This is a genomic window from Marinoscillum furvescens DSM 4134, from assembly GCF_003386095.1.
GTDB lineage: Bacteria > Bacteroidota > Bacteroidia > Cytophagales > Cyclobacteriaceae > Marinoscillum > Marinoscillum furvescens.
In genome coordinates this window covers 34220-52785 of the sequence record NZ_QREG01000024.1, presented here as the reverse complement: position 1 = coordinate 52785, position 18566 = coordinate 34220, and the positions used below count along the sequence as shown (strand labels likewise).

Genomic DNA, 18566 nt, shown 5'->3' with positions numbered 1-18566 from the left:
GCATGGAAATATTAAATTATCTATAAATTAAGTGCAAAAAATCATGTATTTCATTTGCTCATAGCGCATGAAATTAATAAATCGTTCATTACCTTTAATCATCACTCTGAATTACTCGCCGATTTAATGAAGACTCAAGCTGAACTGTTGCTGGAAGAGTACAAAAAGGTTCGTAACATCGACCTGTCACTTGACCAATTTACGTACATTCTAAACTTATACCCATCACTTATTGTGTGTATGTGCGATGGTGTATTAGATAAGGAAGAGTGGGATGGTGTCTTACGGCTAGCCAAGGGGCTGGCCCTCGAATATGGAGATGGTCTCAACGATGAGGAAATGGAACGCCTGGAACAATCTTTTCGCACAGAATTTCGCTACCTGCTGGACAACATAGAAAAGTGGCAGAAGAAGTTTCTAAATACGCTGAGAAACAATATTCAGGACAGCAGGTCAGACAAGGAGTTTGTGATGGAGTCTATGTATCTGTTTGCCAATGCCGCTGACGGAATTTCCGAAGTAGAACAGGAGACGATCCAGATGCTTACTGAGCGCCTTGCTTTAGAGCATTAAATCGAGCGATGACACCTTCCATGGGGTGTGTCTCTGGGTCAAAGTCATCGGGTAGCTCAGCCATTAGCTTCGCTTGCAATTCCCCCAAACTTTTAGCTTCAGCATAAGGAATGTCACTAAAGGTGACCATGGTGTAGAGTGGAAGCCAGGTGTCTGGATAGTGTTGTTGGAGTCTGGCTTCAAATTTTTTGATTTTCAAGAAACGCTCATCGGCTACTTTATCTCGCATTTCCACAAAGTTTTTCATGGCCAGATCGGAGATGGCATCAGCGTCACGCTTACGATGGGTGGAGAAATGCGGGAGTAATTTCTTCCAATCAAAGTTGAATTTTTCGCCCCATTCGATCAGAAGCCGGCAGTCTTCAAAGCCTGCGTTCATCCCTTGCCCGTAAAACGGCACAATCGCGTGGCTGGCATCGCCTATAAGCAGGCTATTGTTTCGGTGCCAGGGGCTGGTTTTGATGGTGACTAGCGAAGAGGTAGGGTTAGCAATAAATTCTTTGGCTACGTTGGGCATCAGTGGCAGCACATCGGGGAAATACTGCTCGAAAAACCGAAGCACACCTTCTTCTGTTTGGATCGATTGAAAGGAAAGGTCGCCCTCAAAAGGGAAAAACAGGGTGCAGGTAAATGACTTGTCCGGGTTAGGCAGTGCTATCAGCATAAAGTTACCTCTGGGCCAGATGTGTAGGTAGTTGGGTTCCAGGGCAAAATCACCATCCTGAGGATGCAGAGTGAGCTCTTTGTAGCCATGAGGGATGTAGTACTGCTCCAGATTAAAGCGCTCAGTACGCTGCATGGCCTGTCTGAGTACCGAAAATGCACCATCTGAGCCTATGAGTACATTGGAGCGTACGGTCTCACCCTCAAAGTAGCAGGTGGTTTTTTCCAGGTTTACGCCCTGGCAAAAGGAGTCAAAGTGAAAATTTACTCCTTGAGCTCGTGCATGTTCAATTAGGGTGTAGTTGAGCCCTGCCCGAGATACTGAGTTGATGTGCTGATCTTCTCTGCCGTAAGATTGAAAGCTGAGGTTGCCCTTTACATCGTGCATCATGCGTCCCTTCATGGGGATGAGGTGTTTTTGTACCTGATCGTAGACACCTGCAAGCTGCAACGACCGGATTCCCCGGTGACTCAATGCCAGGTTGATAGACCTTCCCTGCTCCACAGGACGTGACTCTGGGTCTTTACGCTTCTCATATACATCCACTGTGATTCCGCGCTCAGCAAGGAGCGTGGCGAGTAGCGATCCTACCAGCCCGGCACCCAGTATGGTGACATCATTATCCTGCATTTGTTTCTATCAGCTTTCTAAGTAGCTGGCAAAAATGCCAAACTTCCTCGAAAGTATTGTAAAGAGGCGTAGGTGCTACGCGAATAACATTTGGTTCGCGCCAGTCCAGGATCACCCCATTTGCAATTAGCCCATCAAAAATGGATTTGCCGTTTTGGTCTATGTACATGGATAGTTGGCAGCCTCGCTGCTCCGGGTCAGTGGGCGTGATGAGCCGTATGTGTTGGCTGATGATTTCGTCATGGGTGAGCAGGTACTCCAGGTAGCCTGTGAGCCTGAGGCTCTTAGCTCTCAGGGCTGTGATGTCCGTTTGGTCAAATACCGAAAGACTCGCCAGGTGAGCCGCCTGAGTGATGATGTTGCTATTGCTCAGCATCCAGCCATCAGCTCCCGGGTTGGGCACAAACTGGTTGTCCATTTTAAAACGTGTTTTTCGGTCGTGCCCCCACCACCCGGTCAGCTTAGGAAAATTGGCATCTGTGCAGTGCTTTTCATGTATAAAGATTCCCGAAACGGCTCCTGGGCCCGAATTGAGGTATTTGTAAGTACACCATGCGGCAAAGTCTACACCGTCTGCATGCAGTGACATCGGGAGGTTGCCCATGGCATGCGCCAAATCAAAGCCTGCAAAAGCGCCTACTTCATGGGCCGCGGCAGTGATCGCTTTCATGTCAAAAAACTGCCCCGTGTAGTATTGCACTCCGGGAAACATGACCAGTGCCAACTCATCACCTGTGGCATGGATTGCTTCCACAATCTCTTCGGTAGTAAAACACTCTCCGGACTTGGGAGTGAGCGTGATCAGGTGCTCCTCTGGAGCTATGCCCATTCGCTTCATGTGCGATTCTGCGGCGTAGTGATCCGAAGGGAATGCTCCCCCCTCTATCATCAGTTTTACACGCTTGCCTTTTGGCTGATAAAAAGAGGCCAGTAGCAAGTGCAAGTTGGTGGTGAGGTTGTTCATGGCCACTACTTCTAGTGGCTTGGCTCCTGTAAGCTTCGCTAGCGAGTTTTTAGATTTTAAGTGGTAATCTGCCCACGCATCATCACCATCAAAGTGGCCTTCCACACCTTTTTCGCGCCAGCGTGAAAGCTCGCCTTGCACATACTCCTCTGTGATTTTTGGCTGTACGCCCAGGGAGTTTCCACAAAAATAAATGGTGGGTTTGCCATTTTTTTGTGGGATATGAAACTGCTCTCTAAAGTGTTTGAGGTTGTCGTTTTGATCTTGCGCTTTCGCAAAATCCGGGGTGTTTTCGAAGTTCATTTAGTCTACAAATCTTGGGTCTGTTTCCATCACTGTGCCACACTGATCGCAGGAGCGCAGTTTGTCGGAACCGTAAAACTCTTTAAATCTTGGTAAAAAGTCCTTCTCGATGTTCGTTAAATGAAAATAAGTTTCGTGCAGTTTGTGGTTGCAGTTGTCACAATACCACAGTAGGCCATCTGTGTGTGCCTTGGTGCGCTTGCGCTCTACTACCAGTCCTACAGACCCCTCAGAGCGGATAGGCGAGTGCGGAACTTTAGCGGGCAGTAGAAACATTTCACCGGCTTTGATCGGTACATCCACGGCTTTGCCGTCTTCCTGGATTTTTACCAGAATGTCGCCTTCAAGCTGAAAAAACAATTCCTCCGTTTCGTTGTAGTGGTAATCCTTCCTGGCGTTGGGACCACCTACGATCATCACAATGTAATCGCCTGCATCAGCATAGAGGTTTTTATTGCCTACGGGAGGCTTTAGCAAATCGCGGTTTTCTTCGATCCATTGAAACAGGTTGAAAGGTCTTTTGATAGCCATGGTAGTGGTCGTATTAAATTTCTAAATTTAGGTGAGTAGAGGTTCTTTTATCAAATTTCGTGAAAACACGATAAATGGCGCATTAGTTTGCAGGATTTTAACCGAAATCAACGAGAGAAATGGATTTAAACCTAAAGAGTAAAAAAGCACTGGTATGTGGTGCATCACAAGGAATAGGGGCGGCTATTGCTGAAGCTTTGGCTGCTGAAGGCGCACAAGTGGTGATCGTTAGTCGTACAGCGGCTGATCTGGAGCGTCAGCTTCAGCGACTAGCTGGTGAAGGACATCACTATCAGATATGTGATCTTGATCAGCCGGAAGATGTCTCAAAACTGGAGACCTTTGTGAAAGAATACCAGCCTGACATTATCGTTAACAATGCTGGCGGGCCTGCGCCGGGACCTGTGGCTTCTGCTACTATTGAGGAGTTTGAACTAGCTATCAGCAGGCATCTACACGCCAGTCATCGGCTGTTGCAGGCGGCACTTCCTGCCATGAAAGACCACAAGTTTGGTCGATTTATTCAGGTGATTTCCACCAGTGTGAAAATGCCAATTGCGGGTCTGGGTGTAAGCAACACCACGCGTGGTGCCATGGCGTCATGGTCTAAAACGCTCTCCATGGAAGTGGCCCAATACGGAATTACCGTGAATAACATTCTGCCGGGGGCTGTAGATACCGGGAGGCTGCGATCCATCATCGCCAATACTGCAGAAAAGCAAGGGATCAGTGAGGAGCAGGCTGCCAAAAATATGGAGGCGGGAATTCCCGCAGGGAGATTTGGAGTGCCTGCGGAGTTGGGTGACTTGGCGGTATTTTTAGCCTCTGATAAAGCGGCATATATCACTGGGGTGAGCATACCGGTAGATGGTGGGCGCACGGGTTGTCTTTAAGCAATAGCCTATGAAAACGTTTGACAATTTTATTGGAGGTGAATTTCTGCCACCTTCACAAGATGAGTATCTACCTGTAGTTGACCCGGCGACAGGCGACACCTACGCGCAGGTAGCCAATGCTACTTCAGAAGACCTGGAGACAGCACTTGCAAAAGCGGAAACTGCGTTCGCAGATTGGTCTGGACACTCTATAGAAGAGCGGTCCAGAGTGCTGATGAAGCTGGCAGATCTGATAGAGGAAAACCTCACGGCTCTGGCTGAAGCTGAGAGTCTGGACACAGGTAAGCCTTTGTCTTTGGCAAGTACGGTGGATATACCTCGTGCAGCAGCCAATTTTCGGTTCTTTGCAAGTGCCATCGTGAATGACGCTTCACAGATGCATGCCAACGAGCGTACCCTCAACTACACTTTGCACAAGCCTTTAGGTGTGGTGGGGTGCATCTCTCCATGGAACCTCCCGCTGTACTTGCTGAGCTGGAAAATTGCTCCGGCATTGGCTACAGGCAATTGTGTCATTGCCAAGCCCTCAGAGGTTACACCCTATACCGCCTGGATGCTTGGAGACCTGGCCAATCAGGCAGGGCTTCCCGCTGGAGTGCTCAACATACTCCATGGTGCTGGCGCGGAAATTGGCGAGCGGCTTGTTACTCACCCCAAAATAAAGGCCATTTCATTCACCGGAGGCACGCATACAGGTAGGCGTATTGGCCGGCTGGCGGGGGAGCAACTGAAAAAAGTCTCGCTGGAGCTAGGAGGAAAAAATCCGGTGTTGGTATTTGCAGATTGTGATCTGGAGCAGGCTGTCCGTACAAGCATGCGAAGTGCCTTTACGAATCAGGGGGAGATCTGCCTTTGCGGTTCTCGAATCTTTGTGGAGAGTGGCATTTACGAGGAGTTTAAGCAGGAGTTTCTGCAAAAGGTAGCGCATCTAGAAGTCGGCTTGCCTTCAGCAGACGTGGATCTCGGAGCCCTAGTGAGTCGAGCGCACTTAGAAAAAGTAAGTGCGTATGTATCACGTGCGGTGGGGCAGGGTGCCACGGTTTTAGCGGGTGGCATGCCACTTCAGATCGGAAATGGATTTTTCTATGCTCCTACAGTACTGGAAGGACTAGATGCTGGCTGTGAGATCAACCAGCAAGAAGTGTTTGGTCCGGTGGTTACGCTGATCCCTTTTGATGCAGAGGAGGAGGCCATTCAGATGGCTAATGGTACCAATTATGGACTGGCTGCAGTGGTGTGGACAGAAAACCTGAAGCGTGCGCATAGGGTGGCTGCCCGGATGGAATCAGGGATCGTGTGGGTCAACTGCTGGATGGAGCGAGACCTGCGGACGCCTTTCGGTGGCGTAAAATTGTCTGGTGTTGGGCGTGAGGGTGGAGTAGAAGCCTTGAGGTTTTTTACGGAAGCTCAAAATATTTGTATTCGCAGGTAGAATATAGTCTGCGAGTGACACTAGAATAGTGTCGTATGGTAAGGCTGATGCGGAGCTCTGAAGACATAAAAAAACCCTTCCGATGCTTCGGAAGGGCTGGATACTTTACAGGTTAGGAAAGATTTATACCTCTGCTCCTTCTCCTGGTTTGATTCGTGCAATATTGAATGATTTGCGTTCTTTATGTCCGCAGTAGCCACAGGTAAAGTACTTCATCAATTCTCCTTCTTCGGTTTCAGAAGCTTCCTGAACTACTTCTTCGCGCTCTACTTTGAGTGTTTGGTAGTTACACTCGCTACATTGTAGGGCGTGGAGTCTACCATTGTATTTTTCGATTTTGGTAAATCCTGAAACTTCATCGATCCATACATCATAGTCTACGGAGAATGCATCCTCTTCCGCCTGCATACCTTCGTCGAGGTAAACATCTTCTTCTTCCTCAGAGAGGAGTTTCATTTTACGTCCATCAGGTGAAATACGCGGTGTGTAGCGAAGTTTCTTCAACCTTTTCTCGATGAAAAACGGGTAGTAGAACTTCAATACGTTTTGAACAATCACACCGATGATCATGGCTACCATCAAGCTCACAAACACCCAAACAAAAAACCACAACCACGTAGTTTCAGGTCTTAGGGTATTGACAAAGAGGGCTGCGCCCACCATTATCAGCAAGAAACCGTACCACAGCAGGTTGATTTCGTGCATGTTGATGTAGTCGTATCGGGTCTTGTAATCGCGGGTGGTCATCAGTTTGATGAAGTGACCCAGCAAAATCAACACTCCAACACCGGCAATTGCATAGGCCAAGTATCGTCCGTAGGTGTTCCATGCTTCGAGCAAACTTGGTGATATCGGATCCGTCATAGTCTTATTAGATTAGGATAAAGCAGTAATCTTACAAAAATGTCATATTTTTTTCAATTCACAATATCCCATTGGGATAGCTGCGAAATTCTTTTGCCTCCCGAAAAATAGGAAATATTCTCTTTCCGGTCAATTCTAACTTTAATTTAGGAATATTCATCCTGAATCCAACCAATAATTCACAATAAGTGTCTTGGCTGCGAGTTTGAATCAAAGAATTCTGAAAACGACAATTATATCGCACACAATACTGGGTAATATCGGTCGCTTTTTAGAAATTTGGCAAACAAAAACCGGTTTTGATTGTCATTAAGACTGGTGAAACGTCCTAAAATTTTGAATATTAAATTAAAAACCAGAAAAATGAAAAGTCTAATTAGAAACATTTCCATGATGGCTGTAGCAGCATCTATGGTATTATTTACAAGTTGTAGTGATGATGGCGAAGAGCCTGCTCCTGCCGGGCCAACAATCGCGGTTAGTACGGAGCTAAATGGATCTGCAACCACAGAAAGTCCAATTCAGGCTGAACCTGAGGATGAGGTGAAATTTAATGTAGACATTCAGTCTGAAGGTGGGTTCAACGTGTATCGAATTTATGTTTCAGTTGATGGAGCAGCATCAACTAAAATTGATGAGTTTACTCGTCTTGATCTTGATCTTACCGCTGGAGTCACTTCTACTTCTGATTCTAGAACTTATGAAGTTCAAAGTTCTGATGTTGGATCTACTCTGACATTTGAGTTTGAGGTTGTTGATGACAATGATCAAACTGCAACTACTACAGTTGAAGTAGAAGTTAACTCTCCTGAGGCTAGAAGTTATTCTGCAGTATTGCTTGCGGCACCAACTGCTGATACTAAAAACAAAAACTTTTTTAGTGTGAGTGCTGGTGAAACTTACTCTGGTGATGATGTAACATCTACTGCTGAATCGATTTCTCCTACCATTGATTTTGGTTACTACTACGGAAATACTGAAGAAGCATCTATTGCTTCTCCGAAAGGGTTTGAGTCAACTACTTTCTCTTCTCAAGTAGAAGGCTGGGGCACCAAAAACAGTACAACGATTAAGACGACCACAATGACTGCTTCTGAGTTCGTTGAAACAAAAACTTATGCAGATATAGATGCAGCTTACGAAGCAGGTACTGAAGATGACAATGGAATTGTAAACAACATTGCTGAAGGTACTGTGCTTGCATTCGAGACTGTGAATGGAGTGAAAGGCTTGATCCACATTGCTAAAATTGAGCCTGGATTCAATTCTGATGATTATGTGGAAATTAACGTTCTTGCTCAGCTAGAAGCTTCTGCTGACTAATTGGCCTGAATAACTTTTCAAAAAACCTCACTGCTTTGGCGGTGAGGTTTTTTTTGTCTCCAGTATTTCTTCAGGGCTTACTTTTTTTCTACTAGTGGCATTTGCACCCAGCTAGCTACCGCTCATCCCTCACGTGTTTTATTTCCACTGCGTAGTGTGTACTTTTAGCGCCAAGCTAAAAACAACACATACTATTTTATGAAAAACCTACTACTACTATTTTTTCTGGCGGCCATGATCGCTTGTTCGCCACAGCCTGAGCAAAAAGCTCCAGAAGTCAGTGAGATGACAGAAGAAGAGCTACAGGCCTATGCCAAAAAACTTGCCCAGGAGACCATCATGGTGGATGGTCATGTAGACTTGCCCTATCGCATGGAGGTAAAAGGCTTTATGCTCAAAAAGCAGGTAGAAGATGTTTCGGTAGAAACCGAAGGAAACTTTGATTACCCGAAAGCCAAAGAAGGAGGCCTGGATGCGCCGTTTATGTCCATCTACATACCATCCTCGTACTATTTTGAAGGTGGGGCTAAGGAGTTTGCAGATTCACTAATTACCATGACCATGGATGTGACCACCACTTTTCCGGATAAGTTTGCGCCTGCTAATACCCCTGCGGAAATCGAAAAAAACTTCAAAAAAGGACTTATTTCCCTGCCTATGGGTATGGAAAACGGTGCGCCTATAGAAGATGACCTCAGCAATGTGGAATATTTTTTCAATCGTGGTATCCGCTACATCACGCTGACTCACTCTAAAGACAACCAGATTTCGGACTCTTCATATGATACCACTTACACGTGGAATGGTGTGAGCCCCTTTGGGGAGCAGGTAATTGCCGAAATGAACCGCCTGGGCATTATGGTAGATATTTCGCACGTTACCGATAGTGCGTTTTACGATGCGCTACGTCTGAGCAAGGCACCGCTAATAGCTTCTCATTCGTCTTGTCGGAAGTTTACTCCTGGCTTTCATAGAAACATGTCAGACCAGATGATCAAAGACCTGGCGGCTAAAGGAGGTGTGATCCACATCAACTTTGGTTCTACCTTCCTATCGAAAGAATCTCGTGAGAAGTTTGAGGCCATGGACTCGGTAATGATGAACTACCGTGCAGAGACAGGCCTCAAGCGTAGCGATTCTGCCTATCAGGCATTCGCCAAAAAATATGCCCTTGAAAACGATGTGTACGCCGATGTGCAGATTGTGGCAGATCACATAGATAATGTGGTTAACATCGCCGGTATCGATGCGGTGGCATTTGGCTCTGACTTTGATGGTGTGGGTGATAGCCTGCCCAAAGGCCTAAAAGACGTATCGATGTTTCCAAACGTAATCGCTGAGCTTCTCAAAAGAGGCTATACTAAAGAAGACATAGAGAAGATTTGCTACAAAAACACTTTCCGGGTGTGGAATGAAGTAATTCGGGTGGCTGCTGAGTCTTAGCCTGCTGGCAAAACCTCTTTAGGCAGCAATGCCAGGCAGTTTAATACATGAAAAAGCTTGCTAATATCTGTGACATTCACTGGGGTTAGCAAGCTTTTTTTGTGCTTATTTTTTCTTGAGGTCGTTGATTGCTTTGGCCCATGCCCAGGGGTTAAGCAGGTTGTTTTTAGGCGTTTGGTAGCGGTTTTGGATGGCCTGCATCTGGAGCTGCTGATAGTAGCGCTGATTGGCATTGGCGCTGTTGGATAGCTCTGCATAGGCAGTGTTCATGTACTCGCTCTGTAGCCAGGCGTTCATGTTGTTGTATTCTCGCTGATAGGGCATTTCCAGAGAGAGTACAGCTTTTTTAAACATCTCTTCTGTGGGGTATGGGAAAATCTCCACTTCATTGAGCAAAGTGACGTCCTCTTCCAAAGTCACAATTAGTCGCAGGCTATTTGGCTCGTCGTGTTCCGGTATGATGTAGGAGCGCTTTTGAAACCCAATAGCGCTGAAGACGATGCTGTCCCCCTCCAGTACGGGTAGTGAGAAAAAGCCATAGGGATTCGTAGTGGTCCCACGCCCACCGAGAGGTGCATATACGTGTACGCCGGGGATTACGGAGTTGCTGTCTGGTGCCATCACCACGCCAGTAAACTGGATAACCTTGGGCTCTTTTGGGGTGTCTTGGCACCAGGCCGATGTGCAGAGCGTGAAAAATACAATGAGTGTGAGGGTAATGCGCAAGTCTATGAACCTTTTTACTTTTACTAAGACGGAATTTGAGCGAAAAGTTTGCCAAATGTCAAATTCCTAAACGTTTTTTAACATCATTCTCCCTCAAAGGTAGTGATGAAAATTATCTTTGGGTTTTTACCAGCCTTAGGACATGCGTTTAAAGAACTTTAGCCTTACGTACGGTACCCAAATCTTCAAAGCGTTTGGAGATGAGTCAAGGGTGCGCATTATTCACTTATTATTTAAAAACGACGAGCTTGCAGTATCTGATCTGGAGGCTATTTTGGATTTTACGCAAACCAAAACCTCACGTCATATCGGATACCTGAAAAACTCGGGCCTCGTGAATGCTACCAAGAAAGATCAATGGGTCTTTTATAGCATCAAGGAAGAAGCCTACGACATGGTAGCGCAGATTTTTGAGTTTTTAAACAAAGACGTACAACTTCAGAACGATCAGGAGGTTTACAATGTAATGAACTCCAATAGAGAACTCGCCATCAATAAGCTGGCAGCAAAAGGATATCGAAGTTGAAACATGTAACACACATATTTTTTGATCTGGACCATACGCTCTGGGATTATGATACCAATGCCCGTGCTGTGCTTCAAGACATTTATACCCGCTATGAGGTAAGCCGGCTTACTACGCTGGATGTAGATGGTTTTATCACACACTTTTTTCAAGCCAATGGAGCCCTGTGGAAGGCTTTCGATCGGGGTGAAGTGGACAAAGAAGAAATTCGAGAGCGCAGGTTTCGGCAGGTGCTGCTGGCTTGCGGTGCAGAGGATCATTCTCTGGCGGATGAGATGACCAGGTATTTTGGGTTCAATTGCCCGCGTCAGCCCGGCGTGATGGAAGATGCCGCTATGATATTGGAGTATCTCACTAAAAAATATCAGCTGAGCATCATCACCAATGGCTTTAACGACGTGCAGGGTGTCAAATTATCAGCCTGTGGACTGGATAAGTTTTTTGAGCATGTTTTTACCTCTGATACCATAGGTGCTCGCAAGCCCTCCGCAGAGATTTTTGAGCATGCCATGGATACGGTAGGTACCACCTGTGGGCAGGCACTCATGATTGGAGACAATCCGAAAACGGATATTCTGGGTGCGCAAAATGCCGGGATCACCCCACTGCTTTTTAATCCGACAGGAAAAATAAAGAGCGAATGTCAGTACCAGATCAAACATCTTGGGGAATTAATGAGATTACTCTAATAGACGAAAGCGGATTTTATACTTTTGTACCCCGAAAAGAGCAGGATACTAACTCCCCGGTTGCTATTGGTCATCCTGATTTTTCATACCCAGGAGTGGAAATGCTCGATTCGGCTTTAAAAACGAAAAAATAAACAACACAATTATGCCAAAGGGAAACTACTACATACCGGAGCCAAGCAACGAACCGGTACTCTCCTATGCACCTGGTACAGACGAGCGTGAAGCGCTCCAGCAAGCCGTGAAAGAAGCTCGCAAGCACGAAGCAGACATACCGATGTACATCGGCAGTGAAGAAGTGCGCACGGGCAACAAAATCAAAATGAGCCCTCCATACGATCATCAGCATACGTTGGGCTACTTTCATGAAGGCGATGCCAGCCATGTGCAGCAGGCGATAGATGCAGCGCTGGCTGCCAAGCAGCAGTGGGAAGACCTGAGCTGGGAACACAGAGCGAGTATTTTTCTGAAAGCTGCAGACCTGATCGCTGGTCCATACCGTGCAAAAATCAATGCGGCAACGATGCTGGCTCAGTCTAAAAATGCGTTTCAGGCAGAGATTGATGCGGCTTGTGAGTTGATAGACTTCTTGCGATTCAACGCTGCCTTTATGCAGGAGATCTATATGGATCAGCCCGAATCTTCGCCAGGCGTATGGAACCGCATGGAGTACCGCCCACTTGAAGGGTTTGTTTTTGCCATCACTCCGTTCAACTTCACAGCGATCAGTGGCAACCTGCCAGCCGCGCCGGCACTAATGGGCAACACGGTGGTGTGGAAGCCAAACTATAGCCAGGTATACTCTGCGCAGGTGATCATGGAGGTGTTTAAAGAAGCAGGCCTTCCTGATGGTGTCATCAACCTGATCTATGTGGATGGACCTGTGGCAGGGGATGTGATCTTCAAGCACCCGGACTTTGCCGGCCTGCACTTTACAGGCAGTACTAAAGTATTCAAGCACCTGTGGAAAACCATTGGTGAAAACATAGACCTGTACAAGTCTTACCCGCGCATCGTGGGCGAAACTGGTGGTAAAGATTTTGTGATTGCTCACAAATCTGCTAATGCTCAGGAAGTGGCTACAGGGTTGGTCCGAGGCGCGTTTGAGTTTCAGGGACAAAAATGTAGTGCGGCATCACGTGCGTACATCCCTTCCAATCTGTGGGAGGAAGTAAAAGAGCTGATCGGCAAAGACCTGAAAGACATCAGCATGGGTAGTCCGGAAGACTTTTCCAACTTCGTAAATGCAGTAATTGATCAAAATGCATTTAAGAAAATCGCCGGCTACATCGATCAGGCAAAGCAAGATGCAGATGTGGAAGTGCTCTTCGGAGGCAACTATGATGATTCGGTAGGGTATTTCATTGAGCCTACAGTTCTCCTGGCAAAAGACCCTCACTATACCACCATGGAAGAAGAGATTTTCGGTCCGGTGCTTACGGTATATGTCTATGATGAAGACAAATTCGAAGAAACACTTGAGTTGGTAGACAGCACTTCGCCTTATGCACTTACAGGTGCTGTGTTTTCAAAAGATCGCTATGCGGTGGAGCTGGCTACACGTAAGCTGCGAAACGCTGCGGGTAACTTCTATATCAATGACAAGCCAACAGGCGCCGTAGTAGGGCAGCAGCCTTTTGGAGGAGCCAGAGGCTCAGGTACCAATGACAAGGCTGGAGCTGGCATCAACCTCCTCAGATGGGTGAGCGCACGTACCATCAAAGAGACACTGGTGCCACCAAAAAGCTATCGCTATCCGTTTTTAGGTGAAGAATAGCATAACAGAGATTTATGTCAAATAAAAAAAGCCACCCAAATCGGGTGGCTTTTTTTGTCCTGTTTGACTTCCTCAAGTTAGGCTAGTGATGATTCGAAGCTTCCCAGTTTTTCTCCAGGAGTATAAAGGTGATGACTAAAACCAGTCCTACTATAGTGGTTATCATGGTGATGAGGTTTTTGTGAATCTGTTTGTTAGGTTAAAGTTACCAACTGAATCTCCCCAATGAAATACCATAAATTGGGTATTTTGACCATTTTAAAATGGATAAATAAGGTATTTTGCAGAATTTTCGTAGGAATACCGCTTCAGTATGCGGTGTTCGCATGACTTATTAACTTTGTTTGCACAGCTCAACTAAGAAGTATAGAATAATGAAGAAGTATGTATTATTAACTCTGCTGGGAGCTCTCACCCTGGGAGCATGCACAGAGAACACTGCTTACCGAAAGGTGTTGCAGGATCCGGAGACTTATCAGACAGCCATGAAGCAGCTTACCGATGTGATTGTCTATGATATTTTTTCTCCTCCGGTAGCCAGTAGGGTGTATGTATACCCAAATATTGCCGCGTATGAGGTGCTGGCACATGCCAAAAAAGACACGTTGCTGTCACTCGGAGGTCAGCTGACCGATTTCATCACACCACCGGCACCTACCGAGGAGATAGACCCGTATTTGGCTAGTTTACATGCATTTTTGACAGTGGGTAAAACCTTGATTTTCTCAGAAGAGAAAATAGATGCTTTTCGCGAAAACCTGTACGAGCGACTGGAAGATCAGGGCCTCTCATCTAGCCTTAAGAACCGTTCGCTGGCTTATGGTGAGCTTGTGGCAAAACACATATTGGACTGGGCAGATGGAGATATGTACAAGCAAACGCGCACCTACCCCAAGTATACGGTAAGAAGTGAGACTTTTGCGTGGAAGCCTACACCTCCGGATTACATGGAAGGGATAGAGCCCCATTGGAATAAAATCCGGCCAATGGTGCTGGACTCAGCTAATCAGTATCCACCAGTACCGCCTCTGGAGCTTACCATGGAAGAAGGCAGCGAGTTTCACAATCAGCTCCTGGAAGTTTATGAATTTGGGTCTGGAAAGACCGAAGAACACAAAGCCATTGCCAAGTTTTGGGATTGCAACCCCTACGTATCGCACCATAGAGGGCATGCCATGTTTGCGACCAAAAAAATCACCCCAGGAGGACACTGGATGGGGATAGTTGCCATAGCTAGTCGCAAAGCAAATAGTGATTTTGCAGAAACGGTAGAAGCCTTCACTCGGACTTCTATTGCTTTGTTTGATGGATTTATCAGCTGCTGGGATGAGAAGTGGAGGAGCATTGTTGTGCGTCCGGAAACACTCATCAACCAGTACATGGACGAAGAATGGACGCCTCTGCTGCAAACACCACCCTTTCCTGAGTACACAAGTGGTCATAGCGTGATTTCCAGGGCTGCTGCAGTCACACTGACATACTACTATGGAGATAATTTTGCCTTTAATGACACCACTGAAATGGAGTACGGTTTGCCTGAGCGCAGTTTCAATTCTTTTTTGGAGGCAAGTGAAGAAGCAGCCATCAGTAGATTGTATGGCGGTATCCACTACATGATGGCAATAGAAAATGGTGTTTCGCAAGGGGAGAAGGTAGGTGAGCATGTGGTGGCCAATATACGTACCCGAAAAAATGAGTCTTTAGCCACCAAATAACCTTAACCCCATCATGATAAGATCTACTAAAAAACCTTTAATAGCAGGGCTCATGGCCCTGCTATTTTTTTCTTGTACTCCCGAAAAAGAGCAGGCCACTTCCAGTGCATCTGGCTTTTATAAACCCTGGGAATCACTAGGGCCACTTTTTCATGAAGTGCAGATGGCTGGGATATACCCAGATTCCAAGACGTTTGTAGACTGTGTGCCTAAGCGTCCACCAGCAGAGATTCTCTCTGATTATTTGGAGCTCCGAGAAGAGGAGGTTTTCGACCTGGAAGCCTTTGTAAAGGCGAATTTTGATGCGCCAGAAGTGCCCTCCAATACAGCCTACGAGAGTGAAAGTGAATTTGCCCTTCATCTGGAGGAGCATTGGGATTACCTCACACGATCATCAGAGGCTAATGATGCGTTTTCCACACTGATTGGTTTGCCAGAGGATTATGTGGTGCCCGGAGGTCGTTTTAGGGAGATTTATTACTGGGATAGCTACTTTACCATGATCGGGCTGGGTGCTTCTGGTCGTATAGATCTGGTGGAAGCTATGGTAGATAATTTCGCCTTTTTGATTGATTCTGTAGGGTTTATTCCAAATGGAAACCGGACCTACTACCTCGGGAGGAGCCAGCCGCCCTATTTTGCCTCCATGGTCAACTTGCTCATGCAGCTCACAGAAGAAGAAAAGGGGCTGGATTACCTTACTGCTGTGCAGCGTGAATATGATTTTTGGATGGAAGGCGCCGAGAAGCTTTCGGAAGATCAACCAGCCATCAATCGTGTGGTAAGATTGACGGACGGCACCGTTCTCAATCGCTACTGGGATTTTTTGGATTTCCCCAGACCAGAATCGCACCGGGAAGACGTAGAGCTCGCCGAACACCTCCAAGATGCCGAAAAGCCTGTGCTTTACCGCAACCTACGGGCAGGAGCAGAGTCAGGCTGGGATTACAGCACGCGTTGGTTTGAGCAAAAGGATGATTTTGGGTCTATTCGCACGGTAGATATCCTTCCAGTAGATCTCAATTGCCTGATGTTCGCCATGGAAAATACCCTGGCTAACCTGTACGAACTGGCGGGAAATGACATCAAAGCCACCGGTTATCAGGTAAGAGCGGAAGACCGTAAAGAAGCTATACAGCGTGTGTTTTGGAATGGCCAGGTTAATGCTTTTACGGACTATGTGTGGACGTCAGGAGAACTCGAAGACCAGGTGACCATGGCTGGAGCATACCCTTTGTATTTCCTCACAGCTACACCTGAGCAAGCCCGCTTGCAGGCTGCAGCGCAGGAGCAACATTTGCTGCAGCCTGGAGGCCTCGTTACCACAATGCTGGAATCCGGCCAGCAGTGGGACTTTCCCAATGGCTGGGCTCCACTGCAGTGGATCGGTGTGAAAGGGCTGGAGCATTATGGACATAAAGCGCTCGCCGATGGCATCAAAAATCGCTGGCTATCCATCAACAAGAAGGTGTATGAAAACACAGGGAAAATGATGGAAAAATACAACGTGGCGGACACTACGCTGCTGGCCGGAGGGGGAGAGTATCCTACTCAGGATGGCTTTGGCTGGACTAACGGTGTGGTGTTGGGATTTTTAGCTGAGGATGTCGCTTACTAGCTATCCGGCCAGAGACTAAAAACTGGCTGTAACTGCTCATGTTTCAGCTTGTCTTTTGGGGGAATTGAAAATATTTTCAATTTCAATCGTTTTCATTTTCATAATGGCAAAAGGCTCAACGAAAAAGTAGGTTTTAGTGTCATTTTCTTACTATCATAGGGTGCGAATTCAATCTCAAATCAACCCTAAGAATGGAAAGTGTATCACTAAGCTTTATAGATATTGCCATCATCGTGGTGTATATACTGGGGATCATCTGGTATGGTATCTCCAAAGGAAAACAGGAGTCCTCGGAGGAATATTTCCTCGCTGGACGTGACATGACCTGGCCGGTGGTGGGGATCTCATTATTTGCTGCCAACATCGGTAGCAATACGCTCATCGGCCTTTCTTCAGATGCTTACCAAACCAATACGGCGGTTTACAACTACGAATGGATGGCCGCAGTGGTGCTGGTGTTTTTTGCCATATTCTTCCTGCCATTCTACCTGCGGTCCAAGGTTTACACCATGCCAGAGTTTCTAGAGCGCAGGTATGATAGTCGTTCCAGATACTACTTTTCGTTCATTACCATCGTGGGCAATGTGATCATCGATACCAGCTCCGGGTTGTATGCTGGCAACCTGATATTGAAAATCATTTTTCCTGAAATAGACTCTACCTACATCATCATAGGGCTGGCGCTGGCAGCTGCGGCTTATACGATTCCTGGGGGGCTTTCTTCGGTAGTACATACCGAAGTAATTCAGGCCGTTTTGCTGATTATAGGCTCCATGATCATTACTTATTTCTGTTTTGTAGAAGTAGGCGGCTGGTCTGGAATGATGTCTGGGCTCGACATGCTCCATGGGTCGGGATACCTGGATAAGCCAGCTAAAGACGTATTTGATATGGCCGGGCCAGCCAATAATGACGCTTACATGCCCTGGACGGGGCTGTTGTTTGGAGTGCCGCTATTGGGTTTTTATTTCTGGGCCAACAACCAGTTTATGGTACAGCGCGTGCTTAGCGCAAAAGATCTTAACCATGGACGCTGGGGTGCTTTGTTTGCAGGACTTATGAAGGTCCCCGTGATTTTTATCATGATTTTGCCAGGGGTAATGGCCATTGTGCTCTTTTCAGACCTGGATATTTCCGGACTCAACTACTACATCACCAATGAGGCCGGTCAATCGGTAGTTTGTAACAACCTGGAAGACTGCCCGAACATGACCTATCCAGTGATGCTTTACAAGTTACTTCCTACAGGGATTTTGGGATTGGTGATTGCAGGACTTTTGGCAGCCATGTCCAGTAGTATTTCAGCTACGCTAAATTCTGCGTCTACTTTGATAACCATGGACTTTGTGACCAAACTGAGACCCGGACTTACCAGTAAGCAACTGGTGCGTGTGGGGCAGGTAGCTACAGTGGTTTTAGTGCTTCTGGCTGCGTTTTGGACCCAGTACATTGAGCAAATATCCGATTCACTTTGGGAATACCTGCAATTAGTGCTTGGATTCATCGCTCCTCCTGTAGTGGCCGTATTCCTGGTCGGTTTATTTTGGAAAAGGGCTAACGGACACGGTGCTTTTGCTGCACTTATGGCCGGCCTTGCCTTCTCAGTATTTGTAATTGTGGCTGGTATGTACGATTTCGCTCCGGCTATTACCGAGATCCATTACCTGCACAAAGCGCCACTGCTCATGCTGGGTTGTATCATCGTGCATGTGATCGTAAGTAGCCTCACTCCACCGCCAAGCCAGGAAGTGGTAGACACCCTCACCTGGAACGTTGGGCTGTACAAAGCCGAAACAAAAGAACTAGAGGGATTGTCTTGGTATAAGAACTATCGAGTATTGGCTGTGATACTGCTCATTATCACGGCTGTGGTAGTTGCATTTTTCTGGTAA

General features: G+C 46.7%; 16 protein-coding genes. 11 read left to right on the top strand and 5 right to left on the bottom strand.

Annotation, left to right across the window (positions count from 1 at the left end):
* The first annotated feature begins 126 nt into the window (after nucleotides 1-126).
* Nucleotides 127-573, top strand: coding sequence for a hypothetical protein (locus tag C7460_RS19735; RefSeq protein WP_115869863.1), 447 nt, complete (start codon nucleotides 127-129; stop codon nucleotides 571-573).
* On the opposite strand, the gene C7460_RS19730 is transcribed toward C7460_RS19735, so the two are convergent.
* From C7460_RS19730 to C7460_RS19720, 3 genes are read right to left on the bottom strand one after another with little or no spacing between them, the layout of a single operon-like run.
* Nucleotides 545-1867: an FAD-dependent oxidoreductase gene (locus C7460_RS19730; protein WP_115869862.1), complete on the bottom strand. Its 1323-nt coding sequence runs from the start codon at nucleotides 1865-1867 to the stop codon at nucleotides 545-547. The two genes, C7460_RS19735 and C7460_RS19730, sit on opposite strands and share 29 nt — an antisense overlap.
* A complete protein-coding gene (gene kynU / locus C7460_RS19725; protein WP_115869861.1) occupies nucleotides 1857-3134 on the bottom strand; it encodes a kynureninase in 1278 nt (425 codons plus the stop codon). The genes C7460_RS19730 and kynU overlap by 11 nt, the downstream gene beginning before the upstream one ends.
* Nucleotides 3135-3665 (bottom strand): 3-hydroxyanthranilate 3,4-dioxygenase, encoded by a 531-nt coding sequence (locus C7460_RS19720; protein ID WP_115869860.1) that lies wholly within the window; start codon nucleotides 3663-3665, stop codon nucleotides 3135-3137.
* A 119-nt stretch (nucleotides 3666-3784) separates the two neighbouring features.
* On the opposite strand from C7460_RS19720, the gene C7460_RS19715 reads away from it, so the two are divergent.
* Nucleotides 3785-4558: an SDR family oxidoreductase gene (locus C7460_RS19715; protein ID WP_115869859.1), complete on the top strand. Its 774-nt coding sequence runs from the start codon at nucleotides 3785-3787 to the stop codon at nucleotides 4556-4558.
* A 10-nt stretch (nucleotides 4559-4568) separates the two neighbouring features.
* A complete protein-coding gene (locus tag C7460_RS19710; protein WP_115869858.1) occupies nucleotides 4569-5993 on the top strand; it encodes an aldehyde dehydrogenase in 1425 nt (474 codons plus the stop codon).
* Between the two features lie 123 nt (nucleotides 5994-6116).
* Here the strand turns inward: C7460_RS19710 and C7460_RS19705 are convergent, their stop codons facing one another.
* Nucleotides 6117-6857 (bottom strand): hypothetical protein, encoded by a 741-nt coding sequence (locus tag C7460_RS19705; protein WP_115869857.1) that lies wholly within the window; start codon nucleotides 6855-6857, stop codon nucleotides 6117-6119.
* 303 nt (nucleotides 6858-7160) lie between these two features.
* On the opposite strand from C7460_RS19705, the gene C7460_RS19700 reads away from it, so the two are divergent.
* Both C7460_RS19700 and C7460_RS19695 read left to right on the top strand, forming a co-directional pair.
* Nucleotides 7161-8180, top strand: a complete 1020-nt coding sequence (locus C7460_RS19700) for a hypothetical protein (RefSeq protein WP_147303030.1) — start codon at nucleotides 7161-7163, stop codon at nucleotides 8178-8180.
* Between the two features lie 198 nt (nucleotides 8181-8378).
* On the top strand, nucleotides 8379-9623 hold the full coding sequence (locus C7460_RS19695; protein ID WP_115869855.1) for a dipeptidase: 1245 nt from the start codon (nucleotides 8379-8381) through the stop codon (nucleotides 9621-9623).
* A 105-nt stretch (nucleotides 9624-9728) separates the two neighbouring features.
* On the opposite strand, the gene C7460_RS19690 is transcribed toward C7460_RS19695, so the two are convergent.
* Nucleotides 9729-10349, bottom strand: coding sequence for a carboxypeptidase-like regulatory domain-containing protein (locus tag C7460_RS19690; RefSeq protein WP_115869854.1), 621 nt, complete (start codon nucleotides 10347-10349; stop codon nucleotides 9729-9731).
* 142 nt (nucleotides 10350-10491) lie between these two features.
* On the opposite strand from C7460_RS19690, the gene C7460_RS19685 reads away from it, so the two are divergent.
* The 6 genes from C7460_RS19685 (at nucleotide 10492) to C7460_RS19660 (ending at nucleotide 18566) form a co-directional block, all read left to right on the top strand.
* A complete protein-coding gene (locus C7460_RS19685; protein WP_115869853.1) occupies nucleotides 10492-10875 on the top strand; it encodes an ArsR/SmtB family transcription factor in 384 nt (127 codons plus the stop codon).
* Nucleotides 10872-11564, top strand: coding sequence for a YjjG family noncanonical pyrimidine nucleotidase (locus C7460_RS19680; RefSeq protein ID WP_170148113.1), 693 nt, complete (start codon nucleotides 10872-10874; stop codon nucleotides 11562-11564). The genes C7460_RS19685 and C7460_RS19680 overlap by 4 nt, the downstream gene beginning before the upstream one ends.
* 145 nt (nucleotides 11565-11709) lie before the next feature.
* Nucleotides 11710-13341 (top strand): L-glutamate gamma-semialdehyde dehydrogenase, encoded by a 1632-nt coding sequence (gene pruA, locus C7460_RS19675; protein ID WP_115869851.1) that lies wholly within the window; start codon nucleotides 11710-11712, stop codon nucleotides 13339-13341.
* A 374-nt stretch (nucleotides 13342-13715) separates the two neighbouring features.
* Nucleotides 13716-15056 (top strand): vanadium-dependent haloperoxidase, encoded by a 1341-nt coding sequence (locus tag C7460_RS19670; protein WP_115869850.1) that lies wholly within the window; start codon nucleotides 13716-13718, stop codon nucleotides 15054-15056.
* Nucleotides 15057-15069: 13 nt separating this feature from the next.
* Entirely contained in the window at nucleotides 15070-16674 is a 1605-nt protein-coding gene (gene treF, locus C7460_RS19665) for an alpha,alpha-trehalase TreF (protein WP_245986491.1), read from the top strand.
* A gap of 191 nt (nucleotides 16675-16865) precedes the next feature.
* Nucleotides 16866-18566 (top strand): sodium:solute symporter, encoded by a 1701-nt coding sequence (locus C7460_RS19660; RefSeq protein ID WP_115869849.1) that lies wholly within the window; start codon nucleotides 16866-16868, stop codon nucleotides 18564-18566.

What these genes read in the sequence shown, in the direction of transcription:
- C7460_RS19735 (WP_115869863.1), top strand. Translation starts at nt 127, where the DNA reads ATGAAGACTCAAGCTGAACTGTTGCTGGAAGAGTACAAAAAGGTTCGT.
- C7460_RS19730 (WP_115869862.1), bottom strand. Translation starts at nt 1,867, where the DNA reads ATGCAGGATAATGATGTCACCATACTGGGTGCCGGGCTGGTAGGATCG.
- kynU (WP_115869861.1), bottom strand. Translation starts at nt 3,134, where the DNA reads ATGAACTTCGAAAACACCCCGGATTTTGCGAAAGCGCAAGATCAAAAC.
- C7460_RS19720 (WP_115869860.1), bottom strand. Translation starts at nt 3,665, where the DNA reads ATGGCTATCAAAAGACCTTTCAACCTGTTTCAATGGATCGAAGAAAAC.
- C7460_RS19715 (WP_115869859.1), top strand. Translation starts at nt 3,785, where the DNA reads ATGGATTTAAACCTAAAGAGTAAAAAAGCACTGGTATGTGGTGCATCA.
- C7460_RS19710 (WP_115869858.1), top strand. Translation starts at nt 4,569, where the DNA reads ATGAAAACGTTTGACAATTTTATTGGAGGTGAATTTCTGCCACCTTCA.
- C7460_RS19705 (WP_115869857.1), bottom strand. Translation starts at nt 6,857, where the DNA reads ATGACGGATCCGATATCACCAAGTTTGCTCGAAGCATGGAACACCTAC.
- C7460_RS19695 (WP_115869855.1), top strand. Translation starts at nt 8,379, where the DNA reads ATGAAAAACCTACTACTACTATTTTTTCTGGCGGCCATGATCGCTTGT.
- C7460_RS19685 (WP_115869853.1), top strand. Translation starts at nt 10,492, where the DNA reads ATGCGTTTAAAGAACTTTAGCCTTACGTACGGTACCCAAATCTTCAAA.
- pruA (WP_115869851.1), top strand. Translation starts at nt 11,710, where the DNA reads ATGCCAAAGGGAAACTACTACATACCGGAGCCAAGCAACGAACCGGTA.
- C7460_RS19670 (WP_115869850.1), top strand. Translation starts at nt 13,716, where the DNA reads ATGAAGAAGTATGTATTATTAACTCTGCTGGGAGCTCTCACCCTGGGA.
- treF (WP_245986491.1), top strand. Translation starts at nt 15,070, where the DNA reads ATGATAAGATCTACTAAAAAACCTTTAATAGCAGGGCTCATGGCCCTG.
- C7460_RS19660 (WP_115869849.1), top strand. Translation starts at nt 16,866, where the DNA reads ATGGAAAGTGTATCACTAAGCTTTATAGATATTGCCATCATCGTGGTG.